This is a genomic window from endosymbiont of Galathealinum brachiosum, assembly GCA_003349885.1.
GTDB lineage: Bacteria > Pseudomonadota > Gammaproteobacteria > SZUA-229 > SZUA-229 > SZUA-229.
Map to the genome: position 1 here is coordinate 522632 of QFXC01000011.1, position 15329 is coordinate 537960.

The window sequence follows — 15329 nt, forward strand, 5'->3', positions numbered from 1 at the left end:
TCGCTAAATTATATTAACCGGCTGAAATCATAGCATGTCTGGGTATGAACAGGTTTCTATTAATTATTTGAAATAGTTTGAACTAATTTAAAATAAATTCGTCTTAATATTTGCAAGCCAGCAAAGTTGGACAGGGGAGATGGTTTGTCCCTGTCCGTTTTTTGTCTGATTCTCGTTAGAGTAAAAATATCCCAGTTTGTTCCATTTCTTGTCTAGAATGTTTCTATATGCCCTATTTACAGAATTCGTTCTATGCAGCCAATACTTCAGGTAAATCAGTTATATAAGCAATTTAATCGGTTAAAAGCGGTTAATGGTATTAGTTTCGACGTGCCAGAAGGAATTTGTCTTGGCCTGTTAGGTCCAAATGGTGCGGGTAAGACTACTACAGTAGAGATGCTGGAAGGTATTAAAAGTCCAGATAAGGGAAGTATACTGTACCGTGGAAAATCGCTGGATTCCGAGTTTAAAAACAGGGCGGGCATTATGTTTCAGTCTACCGCACTGCAGGACTTCATAACCGTGCGTGAGTCTCTTGAGCTATTTCAACAGTTATACCCGAAAGTATCAAATTTAGAGCAAATTATTACGGACTGTGCATTAAACGGTTTTTTAGATCAGGATACAGCAAGTTTAAGTGGTGGCCAGCGCCAGCGCGTATTGCTGGCTATTGCAATGGTGAATGATCCGGAGATTATTTTTCTTGATGAGCCGACAACAGGGCTGGATCCGCAGGCACGTCATAATTTCTGGCGATTAATTGAGAAGATTAAACAGCAAAATAAGACAGTCGTGCTGACTACCCATTATATGGAGGAGGCTTATGAGCTTTGTGACAAAATTATCATTATGGACCATGGTGAAATAATAGCTGAAGGCACACCGGATGATTTGCTGTCAGAGCATTTCAATGATGTTGTGATACAGATGCCTTATTCTACTGCTCTTGAAATGTTACTTGAGCGGCTAAATAGCAGAGGAGTGCTTAGTTTTAGTTGCGAGCAGAAGCAGATTGAAATATGTACTTCAGACGTGAATCAGGCAATTGAATTGCTGCTCGCAGCAGATATTTCGCTGAATGGCTTACAGATAAGAGAGCGAACGCTAGAAGATTTGTTTCTTGAGCTGACAGGTAAGGGGCTCAGGCAATGAAATGGAGTCGATTTATTAGTGTGTTGAGGGCGAGAGACAGGGAGTTTTTGCGTGATAGAAGTGCGCTCGCCTGGAATGTCATATTTCCATTATTAATTATCTTTGGTTTTGCTTTTGCATTTACCGGAGATCAGTTAACTCAGTATAAAGTGGGGGTTGTAAATCAGACTGATGATGCGCAACTCGATTTCTACAGGTCTGAGTACATACAGTTTATACCGATAGTGGTAGCTGATAAAAATTCGGCTATTGATAAAGTGAAACGGCATCAGTTAGATATGCTGTTAGATGCAAAAGAGCGGCGTTATTGGGTGAATGACAGCTCTCCATCAGGTTATATGATAGAGAAAGTATTATCAGGCAGTGGTGGTGCAGGGTATCAGAAGCAGTTAGTGCAAGGTAAACAGATACGTTACGTTGACTGGCTCATTCCCGGTGTACTCGGTATGAATATGATGTTTAGTGCCCTGTTTGGCGTGGGTTATGTTGTTGTTCGATATCGAAAAAATGGCGTGCTTAAACGGCTTAAAGCAACCCCATTAAGTGCATTGGAGTTTCTATCTGCTCAGGTAGTATCCAGGTTGTGGCTGATTATGGTCATTACCACGGCCGTATTTATTGGTTGTGACCTCTTAATTGGCTTCGCTATGCATGGAAGTTATGTCAATTTATTCATAGTATATGTGCTGGGAGCCTTTTCTATGATCAGTATGGGGTTGATAGTGGCTGCGCGCGTTAAATCAGAAGAAATGGCGGGAGGGCTGTTAAATATGCTTTCCTGGCCTATGATGTTCTTATCTGGCGTCTGGTTTTCACTGGAAGGGCTTCATCCCTGGGTTCAAAAGATGGCACTGATATTCCCTCTTACTCACATAACCCATGCAGCGCGTGGTATAATGCTGGACGGAGTCGGCCTGTTAGCTATATTGCCAAATCTGGTTTCTCTACTCGTTATGAGTGTTATTTTTTTACTGCTAGGTGTGCTTTTATTCCGTTGGGAATGAAAGTCATATACTCTCCCCCAGAAAAGTGTATTTGCGTAGCAGATATTGTATTGAGGTTAAAACATGTTTCATTTAAGTGAAGAACGACAGGTTCTGCTAACGCAAAAAATTATGAGTAGTCTGGATGAATGGGGGCTTTGTGCCGCAGATCAGGTAACTGTTCTAAATCTGCCAGAAGGTGTTCGTACGCGTAAATTACGTGCATTTCATGAAAATACTCCGTTGCCAAATGATGATAACGTTGAGTTCAGGGCAATTCGTATTCTGGGTATTATTGATGCTTTACGCACAACCTATCCGAAAAATGAAATGATGGGTGCTCGTTGGATGAAAAAACCGCATCGTCGTTTTCAAAACCGTCCACCGCTTCAGGTGCTGGTTGAAGAGGGTAATACAGGGGTAGATAGCGTATTAGCCGAACTGGATTGCTCATACGCCTGGGAGCTAAGTGCTAAATAACCATTTTGCTTTTTATCCCGGGAAGGCTCATCTCTGCATTAAAGAGCATGTGATTAGCGTTACGAGTATGTTTTTTAAAGTAACCATCGGCCTTTCTGGGTTAGGCAGAGTGATTAATGGCATTATCTACAGCTTTTTCGTTCGCATCGTTGCTGTGAAGCGAGATATTGTTTAAATTCTTGATTAAATCACCGGCAATTATCTTTTCTCCTGTCTATACTCTTTTCCATACTAATAATAATTTTTTAAATTTCTGATTTGTGCTTAACGGGATTGTTGGCACTGTCTATTTCACGTAATTGGGTAATCTATAATGGAAATAACAACTACTATTCTATTATTGGGCTTTGTAGGCGCTCTGGTAATGGGTTTTGTTGCTCATAAAACAAATTACTGCACCATGGGTGGGGTTTCTGACTGGATTAATATGGGCAATACTGCTCGATTAAGTGCCTGGTTTTTCTCTATCGCTATTGCAGTTTTCGGTGTTCTTTTTCTTCAAAGTTTCAATGATGTTTCTGTCGAGAGTACTTTGCCGCCTTTTCTAACGGCTAATTTTGCCTGGCTTAGATATATAGTGGGTGGTCTTATGTTTGGTATAGGTATGGTACTTGCCGGAGGTTGTGGAAATAAGACACTGGTAAATATCGGAGGGGGAAGTCTTCGTTCATTGTTTGTTTTATTGATAGCATCAATAATGGCTTACCTGATGACTAAAACGTCTTTCTATGAAATGTTCTTTCATAGCTGGGTGAGTGCTACGAGTATTAACCTTGCTGACTTTGAAATTCAGAACCAGTCTATTGATCATTTAATTTCTGCTTTAACAGGTATGGAGCCTTCGACAAGTATTCATAATATTGTTGGTGCTTTATTAGGTGCTACTTTTTTATACCTGGCATTACGTTCTAAGCATTTCAGAAAAAACAGACAGTTAATGGCTGGTGCTGGCATTATTGGTTTAATGATCGTTATGGCCTGGTATGTAACAGGTGGTAGCATGGGGCAGGAAGCTATTGAAACGGTTGAGTGGCTGGATGAGAGACCAGTTGGTGTTGGTGTTCAGTCGTATACATTTATAAATCCGATGGGTGATACGCTTGCGTACCTAATGGATCCCGGCAACTTGCTTTTGATTAGTTTTGGAGTCGTAGCATTACTAGGTGTAATATTAGGTTCATTAATTTATTCATTGATAGCCGGCAAATTTCGTATAAGTGCTTTTTCTTCAAAAGAAGATTTTATTAAACACTTAATTGGCGGAATCTTAATGGGAGTTGGTGGTGTATTAGGTATGGGATGTACCATTGGGCAGGGTATAACAGGTGTTTCTACTCTGGCTTTTGGATCATTGCTTGTGCTGGGTTCAATTATTTTTTCTGCAGCGCTGACAATTAAGATCACATATTACAAAATGGCTTATGAAGAAGAAGCCAGTTTTATCGGGGCATTTATTAGTACGCTGGTAGATTTTAAATGTTTACCTGAGTCAGTTCGAAGGTTAGAAGAACCTTAATAAAATTTAATTTTAAATTATAAAAAATATTGGAGTAATTTCATGACAGATTTTCAAGTAGAAGTTGATGCAAGGAACCTTAGTTGCCCTATGCCGGTAATGAAAGCCAAGAAAGCGTTGAAAGGAGTTGCATCAGGTGATGTTTTGCATGTGATCGCAACTGATCCTGCCTCAGTGCAGGATTTAGAGATTTTATTAGAGTCTTTAGATGATGAATTGCTAGAGCAAACTGAAAGTGGCGGCGAGTTTCATTTTTATATTAAGAAAGCGTAAATAAAGATTTCAGCTACTTCTGTCTGATTTATGGACAGAGTAGCTTGATCGTATCATTCTTAACTTTCTTTTCATGTGTAAGTTTATATTAAAGCCAGGCCTGCACATTATGCGCTTCAACCAGGTCGACGAACCCATCATAATCTGTGGTTTCAACTCCTGCAATTAAATCATCAACTCCTCGTGCTTTAATGTCGGCACTAAGTGCATATACCTTGCAGGTTTTTAGTAATGATTCAACAAGATAAGATTTGTTAGTGTTACCTGTGGCGGCATAAACAGCGTCTTCAAATAACAGGACTACATCGTCAGCACTTACAAAACGTATGCAGCTTTCCAGGCTTGATGTGTTAAAGGGGGATTTATTAATAGTATGTAACATAAATATTTCTCAAAATATTGTTTTAAAAAGATAAAATAGTATCCTGCTGTTTCATCATTTCTTTTAGTTGATCTGTAGACAGTGCTCTGGGATAAACAGTTTCTTCTGTTTCATCATCTTCACCAACAGAGATGAGTTGATCTGTAGAAATATTTCTATCTTTAAGTGAATCAGAGTCTACATATACGTTTTTAACATCCCAGTCAGCAAGGGCGCCCAATGATGCGCTGAATCCTTTAATTCCCAGGTCTTTAGTGTCCTGTCCTTTTTTAACTGAGAAAACACCATCATCAATAAAAACGATAGATAAATCCATTTCAAAAGAAGCCATGATAAACATCACCTCTATAGCCTCCTGTACATAAATGGTTCCATGAGGGGCTTTACGTAATGTGATCATAAGTTTGTGAGCATCAGACATTTTTTCTCCTTAATCACCAAAAGTAACTAATCGGTCAGAGTTTTGTATCATATTCGCCAGCTGGCCTAGCCCAGAAATACGTGTGTTTTCTATTAGAATATCTTCGGTCATTCCTCTACGCTTTGCAGCTGCAATACAAACTACAATATCAACTCCCTGACTGCCAACTTCTGACCAGCGATTTGAAATGTGCCGGTCATCCTGGGGTGGCTCCATCATTTTGGTAACATTGTTTACACCATCATGATAAAAAAATATGCCAGTTATCTCGTGTCCCTTCTTTATAGCAGACTGTACAAATTGATAGGCGCTATCAGCAGCCTGATGATTGTATGGTCCCTCCTGAATTAAAATGGTTAATTTCATTATAAAACCCCTTAGTTATAAAATTACTGGTACGCTTTGTCGCATCGCGCAGCCATAATAAAATCGTTAATAAATAAGCCTGACAGGCTATGTGTCCACCAGCTTAAATTTACTGTTCCCCATTCAATACAAATGCAGGGATGGTGGTTCTCTTCTTCAGCAAGGTCGGTCACCATATTGGCAAATTTCATGGCTGACCTGAAATCTTTAAATTTGTAATTTTTTATTATTTTTTGGCTGTCTTGCTGGTAATTAAGAGTCCAGCCGTTGAGTTCCCTCAGGTGTTTTTCAATTTCTATTGTAGACAGTGCTAAACTATCTTTGTCGCAAGTTTTTAATGACTGTTCAGTTAAAGTGATCATGAGAAGGTCTCTTTATTCTAAAGGGAGCATATAAGTCGCTTTTTATTATTAGAAATGCCCTTTAATATATTAGTAGAAAATTAGAAAAAAACGAATTTAAAGAAAAGATGACAATGAAATATATGGCCGAGGTGGAAGAATTTCGTGACAAACTAAAGTCAGGTGGCAAGCCATTTTTATTAAGAAATAGACTGCCAGCCGTAAAAGTAGAGCTAGAGTTTGAAGGGCTACTTAATGGTATGCCTGTGGTATGGCACGCCTGCATTAGAACGGTGGAAGATTGTTCGTTGAATAATCAGGTTTCTGATGATCCAAAGCAATTTATAAAAATTGAAATTATTGACGGTAGACATGAACTTGAAGTTGCTTTAAATCTTAATGTCATTGATATGGCTACGCTAGAGCGTACTATAATTATGATTAGAAAATATAAGCGATTACAGCCCGGATGCCATGAATATGGTGCGCGAAGTAAGACAGAATAGATTTTAAAATTTATGGCTTAGGTTAACTGGTTAAGGATAGATATCAGCAATGAAGCGTATAGTTGTAATTAATACTAAAGGTGGGTGTGGTAAGACGACAGTCTCCACCAATCTGGCGAGCTATTATGCATCTAAAGGATTTAATACCGCATTATTTGATTATGATCCTCAGGGTTCAAGTATGCGCTGGTTGAAGCTTCGGGAAGGTGATATGTCGGATATATATGGTGTGGTTGCGCATAAAAATTCAGCCAAAGCAGTTACCATGAGCTGGCAATTGCGATTACCGGCAGAAACAGAACGGGTTATTATAGATACGCCACCGGGATTAAAAGGCCCGGAGCTCAAGGAGCAATTAAAAGGCGCAGATAAAATTCTAATACCTGTTCTACCTTCCCCTCTGGATATTTTTGCTACAGCTGATTTTATTCGTGATTTGCTGCTTGATGTTAAGGTTCGATTAAATCAGACCAGTATCGGCATTGTGGCAAATCGGGTTAGAAAAAATACGGTTGCTTTTCAATCTTTAGAGCGTTTTTTAAGTTCATTAAATATACCAGTAGTTGCTAGATTAAGGGATACGCAGAATTATTTACGTGCGACTGAAGAGGGTATGGGGATACATGAATTAAAGGGTAAAAATGTGTATCTGGATAGAACGCACTGGAAAGGTATAGTTGAGTGGCTGGACAGGAATGATCAGAATTTATAAATAAAAAAGCCAGCTTAAAGCTGGCTTTTTTATTATAAATCTTATTTCTTTTTTCTTCTGCTTATGAGGCCTAGTCCAGTGATTCCAGACAGGAGCAGTAAGAAGGCGGGTGGTAATGGAACAGGCGTAACGGGTGGAGATATACTTGTTATAGAAGAATTCAAAGCAGCTGTTAATGATAATGCCATTGGGCTAGTTGAGTTTGCCTGCAAATCAATAAACAAAGACTCGTTTAGCGTTTCCCCCAGTGAAATATCAAAATCAGATAAATCTATTGAAGCGGCCATTAACCGAACATTTGAATAAGTTGAGCCATCCCAGTCAACGCGATTAGCAACCTGTTCTGTGCCTGACGTGCTGAAAACATTGGAGACAGTTAATGCCTGGCTTACACCATTTATAGAAACGGTTGCATCATTTTGTGTCTGGTCCCAGATAAAAAAGAAGGCAAGATCATCGCCATTACCATTCAGGGCGAAAGTTTGGCTAAAGTCTAATTCCAGAGACAGGCTGCCGGCACCTTGCATTGCTGCTAAAGACGTGGACAGGTCAGAATCTGTAGTATCGTTAGGTGTATTGGTGTTAGCCCAGGCCTGACCAGTGTATGTTAGCCATGAGTTACTATCTCTGTTTCCTGCGTACCAGGATGTGCCGTTGTATGCTGTGCCCTGACCTGAAATGAGTTGATCGGCAACAGCATTATCTTCAAATGCATATGAGCCAATACTTGCAGCATTAACCTGTGAGCCTGCAGCAAGTGCTGCAAATAACAAAACGGGTTTTAAAATAACGTTAATGTTCATTTTCTTTACTCTTAATTTTTTTATAATTTAAATTTTCAGTATTGAGGTTCTACTGAAAAGGCGCCGGTGGCGGCGGCGGTAGTGTTACAGGAGTTGGTGGGGCAGAGATAACGGGCGTAGATGCATCTATATTGCTGAACCCGGCAATAGTGTTAGGTGTCAGTATTGCTTCACGCAGAAATGCCGAATTCTCATTTGGGCGGAAGTTAACGTTAGGTGTTTTAGCTGGTGGAGGCGTTACTCTGGCAACAGGGCCAGCAGCAGGTTTAAGTCCCTCAGACCATTTCCCCCATGTGTATACAGAGTCCTGCTCTATTGCTGATGCATGCATGGGTACAAGTAATGCGATTGCTAATAAATATATTCTTTTCATATTCTTAAACCTTATTGATATAGAAAGAATTAAAAGCAAATACGATGCCGATAAATATAAAACCTAACGTAAACAGTCACTTGTGTTCAATAGAATTGAAATGCATTTAATCCGTTATTTCTGTGGGCTTCTATCCCAGATTTGGAAGATTATAGTTATCGTAAAATGCCTGTCCATACCCCATTCGAGGGGGCGCTGAGGGATATTTATGTAACTAATTGATAATAAAGCGAATGTTTAAGCGTGAAGTTTGTTTTTTTAGATGAGCTGTTAAATTCAAAATGATTTGTACTTGCCTGTATTGTAAATACTACCGACAATGACTTGATTATAGTGTCGGTAATATTTACAGGGCATGTATATTAGAAGAAATAGCGGCGCATATTTAGCGCATAGGTATCTCTGTCATATTCGGTTTCTGCTATATTTGAATCATTATTAGTAAATGTATATTGAGCATTTAGTGTCCATGATCTCAATAAGCCTGTGCGGAAATCATGACTCACCCCTAATACAACAAGTAATTCTGTTTCATCACGTATTTCAGTAAAGCTATTGGCTGTATCTATGGCTTTATATTTGTAGTCTCGGCTACTGGCAGTTAAATAAGCCAGCGCATCATCCCAGGCGGGCATCTGTCCACCGAGATAATATTCGGCACCTGTGTAGTGAAGTGTGCCATCAACTGCACCATTATCGTGATACCTGATGCCCCCCTGAATCCCTATTGACTGGCGTTCAAAGAATTTTGCAAGGTCAATATTCCATGTTGTCATGGTGCCCCTGAGTCCCTGATCTTCCGGCTGATCATATTCCCGAATTGATGTTTTGTTTTCGAAAGTGATTTCAAGGTCTTTTGTGATGCTGTAGGTCGCTAAAGGATTAATGCCTATATATTGGGCATAGTCTTCCTTGCCAAATATGAGCTTGTCAATTTTAAAATTCAAAGCAGCACGCCATTTTTCTTCAGCTATTAGTGCAGGACCGGTGTTTAAGGTTAATACAGATAAATTGAAGTCAGTATCATCTGAGCCATAAACTCTGCTGAAAGCCGTTGCCTGAGTATGCCATTCAAAATCAACTATGGAGCCGCCCATGTGTAAGGCCTGACTCGCTCTTGAGCGGTGTGAATAAGTGAACATGAACTGGCCACCACTACCACTTTGCTCGAGTGTTTCTGGTGTGACGCCGGTTATATCTTTGCCAGGGCCCAGATTGATATTTGAATCAGTAAACATACCAGCAGAAATATACATGGAAGAGGTAGATCGTTGAGCAGCTGTTTTTATATCACCTGATAATTGAGCTAAATAAGCGGTTATAGATAATTTAACTTCATCAGGTGTTTCCGGGTCATTTAAAACAGTGGTTAATTCATCTTTTGCATCTTGATAACGACGTGTCAGGTGATAAGAGATGGCGAGTTCCAGACGCGCACGATTAAGGCCTGGCTGATTACTTAAAATAGTTTCAAATATTTCAATGGATTTGAATAACTCACCATCCTGACGATAACGCATCGCTTCGTTAAATAAAGTCTCCGGATCTACGGCTTCTTCAGCGTAGACAGGTGGTGCGAGAAGCGCTGTAGATAAACAGGCTGATACCAGAATTCTCCTGATCATTTAAATATCCTCAATACAATAAGTAATTTTTCGTGATATTGACGTTTTTTAGGTGTTTTTACAAGGAAAACCGTGATTCTTATCCCATATGGGGGGGTGTACTAATTAAGTGTGGGCAGATGAATCAGGTGGTATATACATGAAAAATTGATATTAAAGCCCGTCGCTAGCTATAAGCTATTTTTAAAAGCGTCCTTAGGCTATTATATTTAACGGTAATTAGCTTAAGCAGGTATGAGTTGTTGATCTACGTAAAGAAGGCGCAAGTTTGAGGCAAAAAAGTAAATATTTACTACATTTTTTGAGTTTGTTGTTTGTTGTGATTCCAGATATTGCTTTGGCAGGGCTTTTTGGATATCAGGAAAATGAACGTGAAAATTTAAAGATGTTTCCTCAATGGTTATCTGTCTTAGAACGAAATATCAAAGAAAGTGCGCCAGAGGGTAATTGTGAAAGTAGTCGGCTGGATAGTTGTCATGTGAAAAACTGGTTAAGTTTTCTGAAAAGCATTCGGCATCTTTCAAAAATGCAGCAGATAAATAAGGTTAATCTTTATGCCAATGAGCATGACTATATTTTAGATATAGAAAATTACGGTGTTAAAGATTACTGGGCGACTCCCAGAGAGTTTTTATACAATAATGGTGACTGTGAAGATTATGCAATAACTAAAATGCTCTCATTAAAAATGTTAGGTTTTAATATGAAGGGTATTAGGTTGGTAGTATTGCAGGATACAAACTTGAGAACACCTCATGCTGTTTTAGCATTGCACACTAAAAATGATATTTTGATAATGGATAATCAGGTGGATGAGGTTGTGTCACATAAACATATTGTACATTATGTGCCGGTTTATGCAGTGAATGAAAATAAGTGGTGGATGTTTTTGCCGCAACAATAATGCGAAATTAATCTGTTGTTTAGCTTGCTAAAGTATTTATAAGATAAATGTATGAAAGATAAAAGAACTTCAAAAAAAACAAATTCCCCTCCCTTGCTGGCAAGTATTTTTCTGGTGTTTTTTGTCGCGATAAGTTTGTGGTTGATTTTTGAGTATGCAGAAAAAGAGAGAAGTCGTGATTTAATAAACTGGAAAACCCGATTAGCTTTACTGGCTGAGATACGCGCGGCGGCTGTTGAAGACTGGATTGGATTGAGGAAAATCCAGTTGAATAAACTGGCGGAAAATGCCAGTTTAAGATTATATCTTTCGGCATATAATAATCGTGATGAAGTTGATAAAAATGTATTGGGCGCTGAGCAGGGGCACGTAAGAAACTTATTACGAGCAAGCGCGGATCGTTTTGGCTTTGCAGAAAATATAAGCGCGATAAATAAAAATAATTCAAGTGATTATGGACTAGCGATTTTAGATGCAAATCGCCAGCTTGTTATGTCTACAAAAGGTTTTCCAGATAATGTTGATATACATAGCGGTGTTATAGATAAAGTATATTCGACAGCAAAGTCGCTGATAATAGATTTATATGCGGGGGAAAATAAACAACCGGTTTATGGTTACATAATACCTGTATTTCAGATTCAGGATCTTGAAGCAGTGAATCCTGTTGGCGCAGTTATGCTGTTGCTGGATCCACAAAAGAATCTATTTTCTATATTAAAAAACAAACAAAGTGTAACGATTTCTGATGAAACATTGCTTGTTAAAAGAGATGGACCAAGCCTTGTTTTCTTAAGTCCGGTGAAAGGCGAGTTTAAACTGTTTTATCGTCTTCCTGATAATAACAATCAGTTAGCCGCATCTTATGCGTATCATAACCCGGGTGGTTTTAAAGAAATCAAGGATTATAGAGGAAATGACGTACTGGTGACGGGTCGTAAAATCAAGAATAGCCCCTGGGGGTTAGTGCAGAAAATTTCTTCTTCTGAAGCGTTAGCTGAATCGAACAAACATCAGGAGTTTTTAATAACAACATTTATATTGTTTGTGATTGGAGTCGCAGCCGCGTTTGTTGCAATCTGGCGTCACAGTACCAGTTTGCGTTTACAGTCTTTGAGTGATGAGCTTGAAGTTAGAACAGTTTTGCTAGATGCTGTTACGGATAATATAAAAGATAATATTCTTTTACTGGATCATGATTCAAAAATTATTTTTATAAATATTGCATTTGCAAAAGCCTTGTCGCTGGATGTTGATGAAATAAGATCAAAGCACATAACCAGTGTGCTTGGAAAGGAAACGGCAGAATCATTAGTTAATAGTTCATGTGAAGATAGTAAAGCATGTGTTATGGCGTTACAGATAGAGGCCAGTGAGCGTGTATACCATGTGTCATCTACTCGGCTGGAGTCGGGTGCGCATCAAAGTGCAACTTTATATGTATTGCACGATATAAGCGAGTTAAAGCAGGAGCAGGAAAAACGTGAACAACTGGGGCAAGGGATTATTCAAACTTTAGTTAAAGCGGTAGATTTGCATGATCCGTTTTGTATCAATCATTCTGAGCGTACGCGTGATGTTGCAGTAGAAATAGCTAAAGAAATGGATTTAACTAATATTCAGTTAGAGTCTCTTGAAATGGCGTCTTTACTTGCCAATATAGGTAAGTTATTCGTGCCGAAGGAGATCCTGATTAAAATGGAAGCATTGTCAGATGATGAGTCTAAACAATTGAAAAAGCATATTGAGTATGCTGTTGATATATTGTCAGGGCTTTCGTTTAATGGACCTGTTGTTGATATAATTTCACAGAAAAATGAACGACTTGATGGCAGTGGGTATCCTAAAGGTATAACAGGTAATGATATTATGCTTGAATCACGAATCCTGGCTGTAGCAAATGCATTCGTCGCAATGGCTAGTTCGCGAGCGTATCGAGAAGGCCGTGATGTAAAAGAAGTAATGAATATCCTTCTAGAACAGTCTGAATCATTATATGACCGTCATGTTGTTGCTGCTTTATTTCATATATCAGAGAATAAAGCAGACTGGAAAACGTGGCAGAGTATATAATATTTTCTAATTAAAATAAGTATATTAGCATTAACTGTTTGTCTTTTAAGTCAATGACAGACATTATTGATCTGTTAATAGAAATAAACGAAAGAATACAAGTCGGGAGCTTGTCACCACCATGTATGAATCTTTTTATGGGCTTACGGAAAAGCCATTTACATTATTACCTGATCCGGACTATTTATATCTGAGTCCTAAACATCAACGGGCGTTGACGCTTCTTGAATATGGCATGATGAATCAGGCTGGCTTTAGCGTAATCTGTGGTGATACAGGGGCTGGTAAAACAACCCTGATTCGACGTCTCTTGACTGAATTGGGTGATGACACCAAAGTCGGTCTTATAAATAATACCCATCACTCATTTGGTGAATTGCTTAACTGGGTTTTGATGGCATTTGGCATTGATGGTGACGGCAAGAGCAAAGCCCAGATGCACCAGATGTTCATCGACTTTCTGATTGAACAGTATGCTCAGAATAAACACACAGTTTTGATAGTTGATGAAGCGCAGAACATGAAGGCCGATACATTAGAAGAACTGCGCATGTTGTCGAATATTAATTCAGATAAAGATCAGGTGTTACAGGTTATTCTGGCGGGGCAACCTGCACTGCGTGAAACTTTACGCCAGCCTGAGTTAATGCAGTTTGCGCAGCGTATAGCCGTAGATTATTACCTTGAATCACTGAGTGTTGAGGAAACAAATGCTTATATTCATCACCGACTAAAGGTTGCGGGCACTGAAAATACGATTTTCACGGATGCCGCCTGTGAAGCAATATTTAAATACAGTGGTGGGACACCGCGACTAATTAACCTTCTTTGTGATACAGCACTTGTATATGGTTTTGCTGAGCAAAGCGAAGAAATAAGCGAACAATTAGTACATGACGTAGTGCGCGAGCAACATAGCAATAGCATTATACCTACGTTTAACACGGATCATTCTGGTTCGGTTTCCAATCCAGCTAAGAATAGCCCGGATCCTGCCCCATTAGTTGATGTGCCGATTACACAAAGTGATCAGAAAATAAGTGAGCAGAGTGCTGCTTATGAAAAAACAGAAAAAAAGGTCGTAGTTGCTGAGCCACCAGTTAACGAAGAAGATAGAGCAGAGAAATCAGCTGAATTACTTCAGCAAGCCAGTCAACAGACAGCCAGTGTGGTCGGTAGTGCTGAGTCGACAGCTCCAGTTTCTCATACAGAGTCTTTGTCTGGTATAGAAAAGGCACAGATTAGAAATACGGCTAATGACACTTCAAAAGATGAATCTAATGTAACACCGATAAAGGCTGTGCTGTCTGAAGCGGAAGAAGTAATTGAAGAGTTAGATGCGGCTGAATTAGAGGATGATACAGATCAGCAAGTTGCGTCTGACGTTAAAGAGCCTGAGCAGGCGAGATCAGATGAGACGTTTAAAGAGCCAGTTGATCAGGATCAGGAAAGCGGGTCTGGTGAAAGCTCACCAGAAGATATCCTTAGCCATAATGCCCCTGAAATGGGAAGGCGAAAAGAGGATGTTGAAGAAATAGCACCATATATGTCACGTAGAAAGCGTGATAACGAAGATGACGATGTTTATCCGATTGTGCATATAGAAGAGAATCCGAATAAGGGATTCAATATGGTAGTGATTGGCGTTGTTGGGGGAATGTTTGTTGCTTCCATTATAATGATGATAGCTGCCTGGACGATGTTTGGATCAAAAGATAATATTGATCAACAGGCTGTACAGAAAAACTTAAATCAGCAATTACAGTTAGAGGATGAAAGTCGTGAGCTTAAAGCATTGCAAAAAGAGCGTGATGCAGCTTTAGCCGTAACACGCGCGCTTGAAAGAGAGCGTGATGCAGCGATAACTGCAGCAAAAGCACAGGAAGAAATTCGTGCAGCCGAGTTACGTGCAGCCGAGATATTAGCTGAGCAGCAACGTAGAGCGGATAAGAAATTACAGCAGGCTAGAGCCCGAATAAGAGAGGCTGAACTAGCTGAGTCTAAGGCACTGGCACGAGAACATGAAATGCAGCTAGCAGCTGAAAGAAAAGAGTCTGAGTTAGAAAATGAGCGTCTTAGGCTGCTTCGTAAAGAACGGATAAGATTAGAAGCTCTTGCAGTTGATGAAGAAATGGCCGCAATACGTTTGAAAGAAAAACAAAGCCTTATAGAAGAGTCAGAAGTAGTTGATGAAGTAGTTGATGAAGTAGCGGATGAAGTAGCGGATGAAGATAAAGTCCAGACAAAACCCGAAGAAGCTAAGAGTTTTTCATCAAATCCATGTAATAGTCCTTCAGCAAAATTTTTGTCTACCTGTAAAAAGTAACAAACTAGCCCTGCTTATCTAGCAGGGCTGTCTAAAATAGTGATTGTATTAAACAGCAAAATCAAGACTAATTAGAGTCATTTCTAAAAAACT

At 39.4% G+C, this 15329-nt stretch carries 17 protein-coding genes; 10 read left to right on the forward strand and 7 right to left on the reverse strand.

The features are described 5' to 3' along the window. The first annotated feature begins 252 nt into the window (after positions 1-252). From DIZ80_10830 to DIZ80_10850, 5 genes are all read left to right on the forward strand, one after another. Positions 253-1152 carry an ABC transporter ATP-binding protein gene (locus DIZ80_10830; protein RDH82762.1) on the forward strand — a complete coding sequence of 300 codons (900 nt, stop codon included), beginning with the start codon at positions 253-255 and terminating at the stop codon, positions 1150-1152. After that, positions 1149-2156 carry an ABC transporter permease gene (locus DIZ80_10835; protein RDH82763.1) on the forward strand — a complete coding sequence of 336 codons (1008 nt, stop codon included), beginning with the start codon at positions 1149-1151 and terminating at the stop codon, positions 2154-2156. Before DIZ80_10830 ends, DIZ80_10835 begins: the two co-directional genes overlap by 4 nt. Before the next feature lie 63 nt (positions 2157-2219). After that, on the forward strand, positions 2220-2615 hold the full coding sequence (locus DIZ80_10840) for a DUF2384 domain-containing protein (GenBank protein RDH82764.1): 396 nt from the start codon (positions 2220-2222) through the stop codon (positions 2613-2615). Between the two features lie 313 nt (positions 2616-2928). Beyond that, positions 2929-4131: a hypothetical protein gene (locus DIZ80_10845; GenBank protein ID RDH82765.1), complete on the forward strand. Its 1203-nt coding sequence runs from the start codon at positions 2929-2931 to the stop codon at positions 4129-4131. Positions 4132-4173: 42 nt separating this feature from the next. After that, positions 4174-4404: a hypothetical protein gene (locus DIZ80_10850; protein RDH82766.1), complete on the forward strand. Its 231-nt coding sequence runs from the start codon at positions 4174-4176 to the stop codon at positions 4402-4404. A gap of 88 nt (positions 4405-4492) precedes the next feature. Here the strand turns inward: DIZ80_10850 and dsrH are convergent, their stop codons facing one another. From dsrH to DIZ80_10870, 4 genes are read right to left on the reverse strand one after another with little or no spacing between them, the layout of a single operon-like run. Next, a complete protein-coding gene (dsrH, locus tag DIZ80_10855; protein ID RDH82767.1) occupies positions 4493-4786 on the reverse strand; it encodes a sulfurtransferase complex subunit TusB in 294 nt (97 codons plus the stop codon). Positions 4787-4808: 22 nt separating this feature from the next. Continuing rightward, on the reverse strand, positions 4809-5207 hold the full coding sequence (locus DIZ80_10860; GenBank protein ID RDH82768.1) for a sulfurtransferase TusC: 399 nt from the start codon (positions 5205-5207) through the stop codon (positions 4809-4811). A 9-nt stretch (positions 5208-5216) separates the two neighbouring features. Next, positions 5217-5573: a sulfurtransferase complex subunit TusD gene (gene tusD, locus DIZ80_10865; GenBank protein RDH82769.1), complete on the reverse strand. Its 357-nt coding sequence runs from the start codon at positions 5571-5573 to the stop codon at positions 5217-5219. 23 nt (positions 5574-5596) lie between these two features. After that, entirely contained in the window at positions 5597-5935 is a 339-nt protein-coding gene (locus DIZ80_10870; protein ID RDH82770.1) for a 4a-hydroxytetrahydrobiopterin dehydratase, read from the reverse strand. Between the two features lie 113 nt (positions 5936-6048). Between DIZ80_10870 and DIZ80_10875 the strand changes: the two genes are divergently transcribed. Together DIZ80_10875 and DIZ80_10880 are read left to right on the forward strand one after the other, a co-directional pair. Beyond that, complete coding sequence (locus tag DIZ80_10875) at positions 6049-6420, forward strand: hypothetical protein (GenBank protein ID RDH82771.1); 372 nt, start codon at positions 6049-6051, stop codon at positions 6418-6420. A gap of 49 nt (positions 6421-6469) precedes the next feature. Next, positions 6470-7132, forward strand: a complete 663-nt coding sequence (locus DIZ80_10880; GenBank protein RDH82772.1) for a partition-related protein — start codon at positions 6470-6472, stop codon at positions 7130-7132. A 41-nt stretch (positions 7133-7173) separates the two neighbouring features. Here the strand turns inward: DIZ80_10880 and DIZ80_10885 are convergent, their stop codons facing one another. The 3 genes from DIZ80_10885 to DIZ80_10895 all read right to left on the reverse strand — a co-directional run bounded on the left by DIZ80_10885 (position 7174) and on the right by DIZ80_10895 (position 9933). Next, entirely contained in the window at positions 7174-7935 is a 762-nt protein-coding gene (locus DIZ80_10885; GenBank protein ID RDH82773.1) for a hypothetical protein, read from the reverse strand. Between the two features lie 49 nt (positions 7936-7984). After that, positions 7985-8308, reverse strand: a complete 324-nt coding sequence (locus DIZ80_10890) for a hypothetical protein (protein RDH82774.1) — start codon at positions 8306-8308, stop codon at positions 7985-7987. Between the two features lie 362 nt (positions 8309-8670). Continuing rightward, positions 8671-9933: a hypothetical protein gene (locus DIZ80_10895; protein RDH82775.1), complete on the reverse strand. Its 1263-nt coding sequence runs from the start codon at positions 9931-9933 to the stop codon at positions 8671-8673. A 310-nt stretch (positions 9934-10243) separates the two neighbouring features. Between DIZ80_10895 and DIZ80_10900 the strand changes: the two genes are divergently transcribed. From DIZ80_10900 to DIZ80_10910, 3 genes are all read left to right on the forward strand, one after another. Next, a complete protein-coding gene (locus DIZ80_10900; GenBank protein RDH82776.1) occupies positions 10244-10837 on the forward strand; it encodes a hypothetical protein in 594 nt (197 codons plus the stop codon). A 51-nt stretch (positions 10838-10888) separates the two neighbouring features. Further along, a complete protein-coding gene (locus DIZ80_10905; protein ID RDH82777.1) occupies positions 10889-12910 on the forward strand; it encodes a hypothetical protein in 2022 nt (673 codons plus the stop codon). A gap of 121 nt (positions 12911-13031) precedes the next feature. Further along, on the forward strand, positions 13032-15236 hold the full coding sequence (locus DIZ80_10910) for a hypothetical protein (GenBank protein ID RDH82778.1): 2205 nt from the start codon (positions 13032-13034) through the stop codon (positions 15234-15236). Positions 15237-15329: the final 93 nt, after the last annotated feature.

Excerpts from the sequence above, each read along its gene's own strand:
- DIZ80_10905 (RDH82777.1), top strand. The coding sequence starts at position 10,889 with ATGAAAGATAAAAGAACTTCAAAAAAAACAAATTCCCCTCCCTTGCTG.
- DIZ80_10880 (RDH82772.1), top strand. The coding sequence starts at position 6,470 with ATGAAGCGTATAGTTGTAATTAATACTAAAGGTGGGTGTGGTAAGACG.
- DIZ80_10830 (RDH82762.1), top strand. The coding sequence starts at position 253 with ATGCAGCCAATACTTCAGGTAAATCAGTTATATAAGCAATTTAATCGG.
- DIZ80_10885 (RDH82773.1), bottom strand. The coding sequence starts at position 7,935 with ATGAACATTAACGTTATTTTAAAACCCGTTTTGTTATTTGCAGCACTT.
- DIZ80_10890 (RDH82774.1), bottom strand. The coding sequence starts at position 8,308 with ATGAAAAGAATATATTTATTAGCAATCGCATTACTTGTACCCATGCAT.
- DIZ80_10875 (RDH82771.1), top strand. The coding sequence starts at position 6,049 with ATGAAATATATGGCCGAGGTGGAAGAATTTCGTGACAAACTAAAGTCA.
- DIZ80_10870 (RDH82770.1), bottom strand. The coding sequence starts at position 5,935 with ATGATCACTTTAACTGAACAGTCATTAAAAACTTGCGACAAAGATAGT.
- DIZ80_10895 (RDH82775.1), bottom strand. The coding sequence starts at position 9,933 with ATGATCAGGAGAATTCTGGTATCAGCCTGTTTATCTACAGCGCTTCTC.
- DIZ80_10860 (RDH82768.1), bottom strand. The coding sequence starts at position 5,207 with ATGTCTGATGCTCACAAACTTATGATCACATTACGTAAAGCCCCTCAT.
- DIZ80_10910 (RDH82778.1), top strand. The coding sequence starts at position 13,032 with ATGTATGAATCTTTTTATGGGCTTACGGAAAAGCCATTTACATTATTA.
- DIZ80_10850 (RDH82766.1), top strand. The coding sequence starts at position 4,174 with ATGACAGATTTTCAAGTAGAAGTTGATGCAAGGAACCTTAGTTGCCCT.
- DIZ80_10845 (RDH82765.1), top strand. The coding sequence starts at position 2,929 with ATGGAAATAACAACTACTATTCTATTATTGGGCTTTGTAGGCGCTCTG.
- dsrH (RDH82767.1), bottom strand. The coding sequence starts at position 4,786 with ATGTTACATACTATTAATAAATCCCCCTTTAACACATCAAGCCTGGAA.
- DIZ80_10840 (RDH82764.1), top strand. The coding sequence starts at position 2,220 with ATGTTTCATTTAAGTGAAGAACGACAGGTTCTGCTAACGCAAAAAATT.
- DIZ80_10835 (RDH82763.1), top strand. The coding sequence starts at position 1,149 with ATGAAATGGAGTCGATTTATTAGTGTGTTGAGGGCGAGAGACAGGGAG.
- tusD (RDH82769.1), bottom strand. The coding sequence starts at position 5,573 with ATGAAATTAACCATTTTAATTCAGGAGGGACCATACAATCATCAGGCT.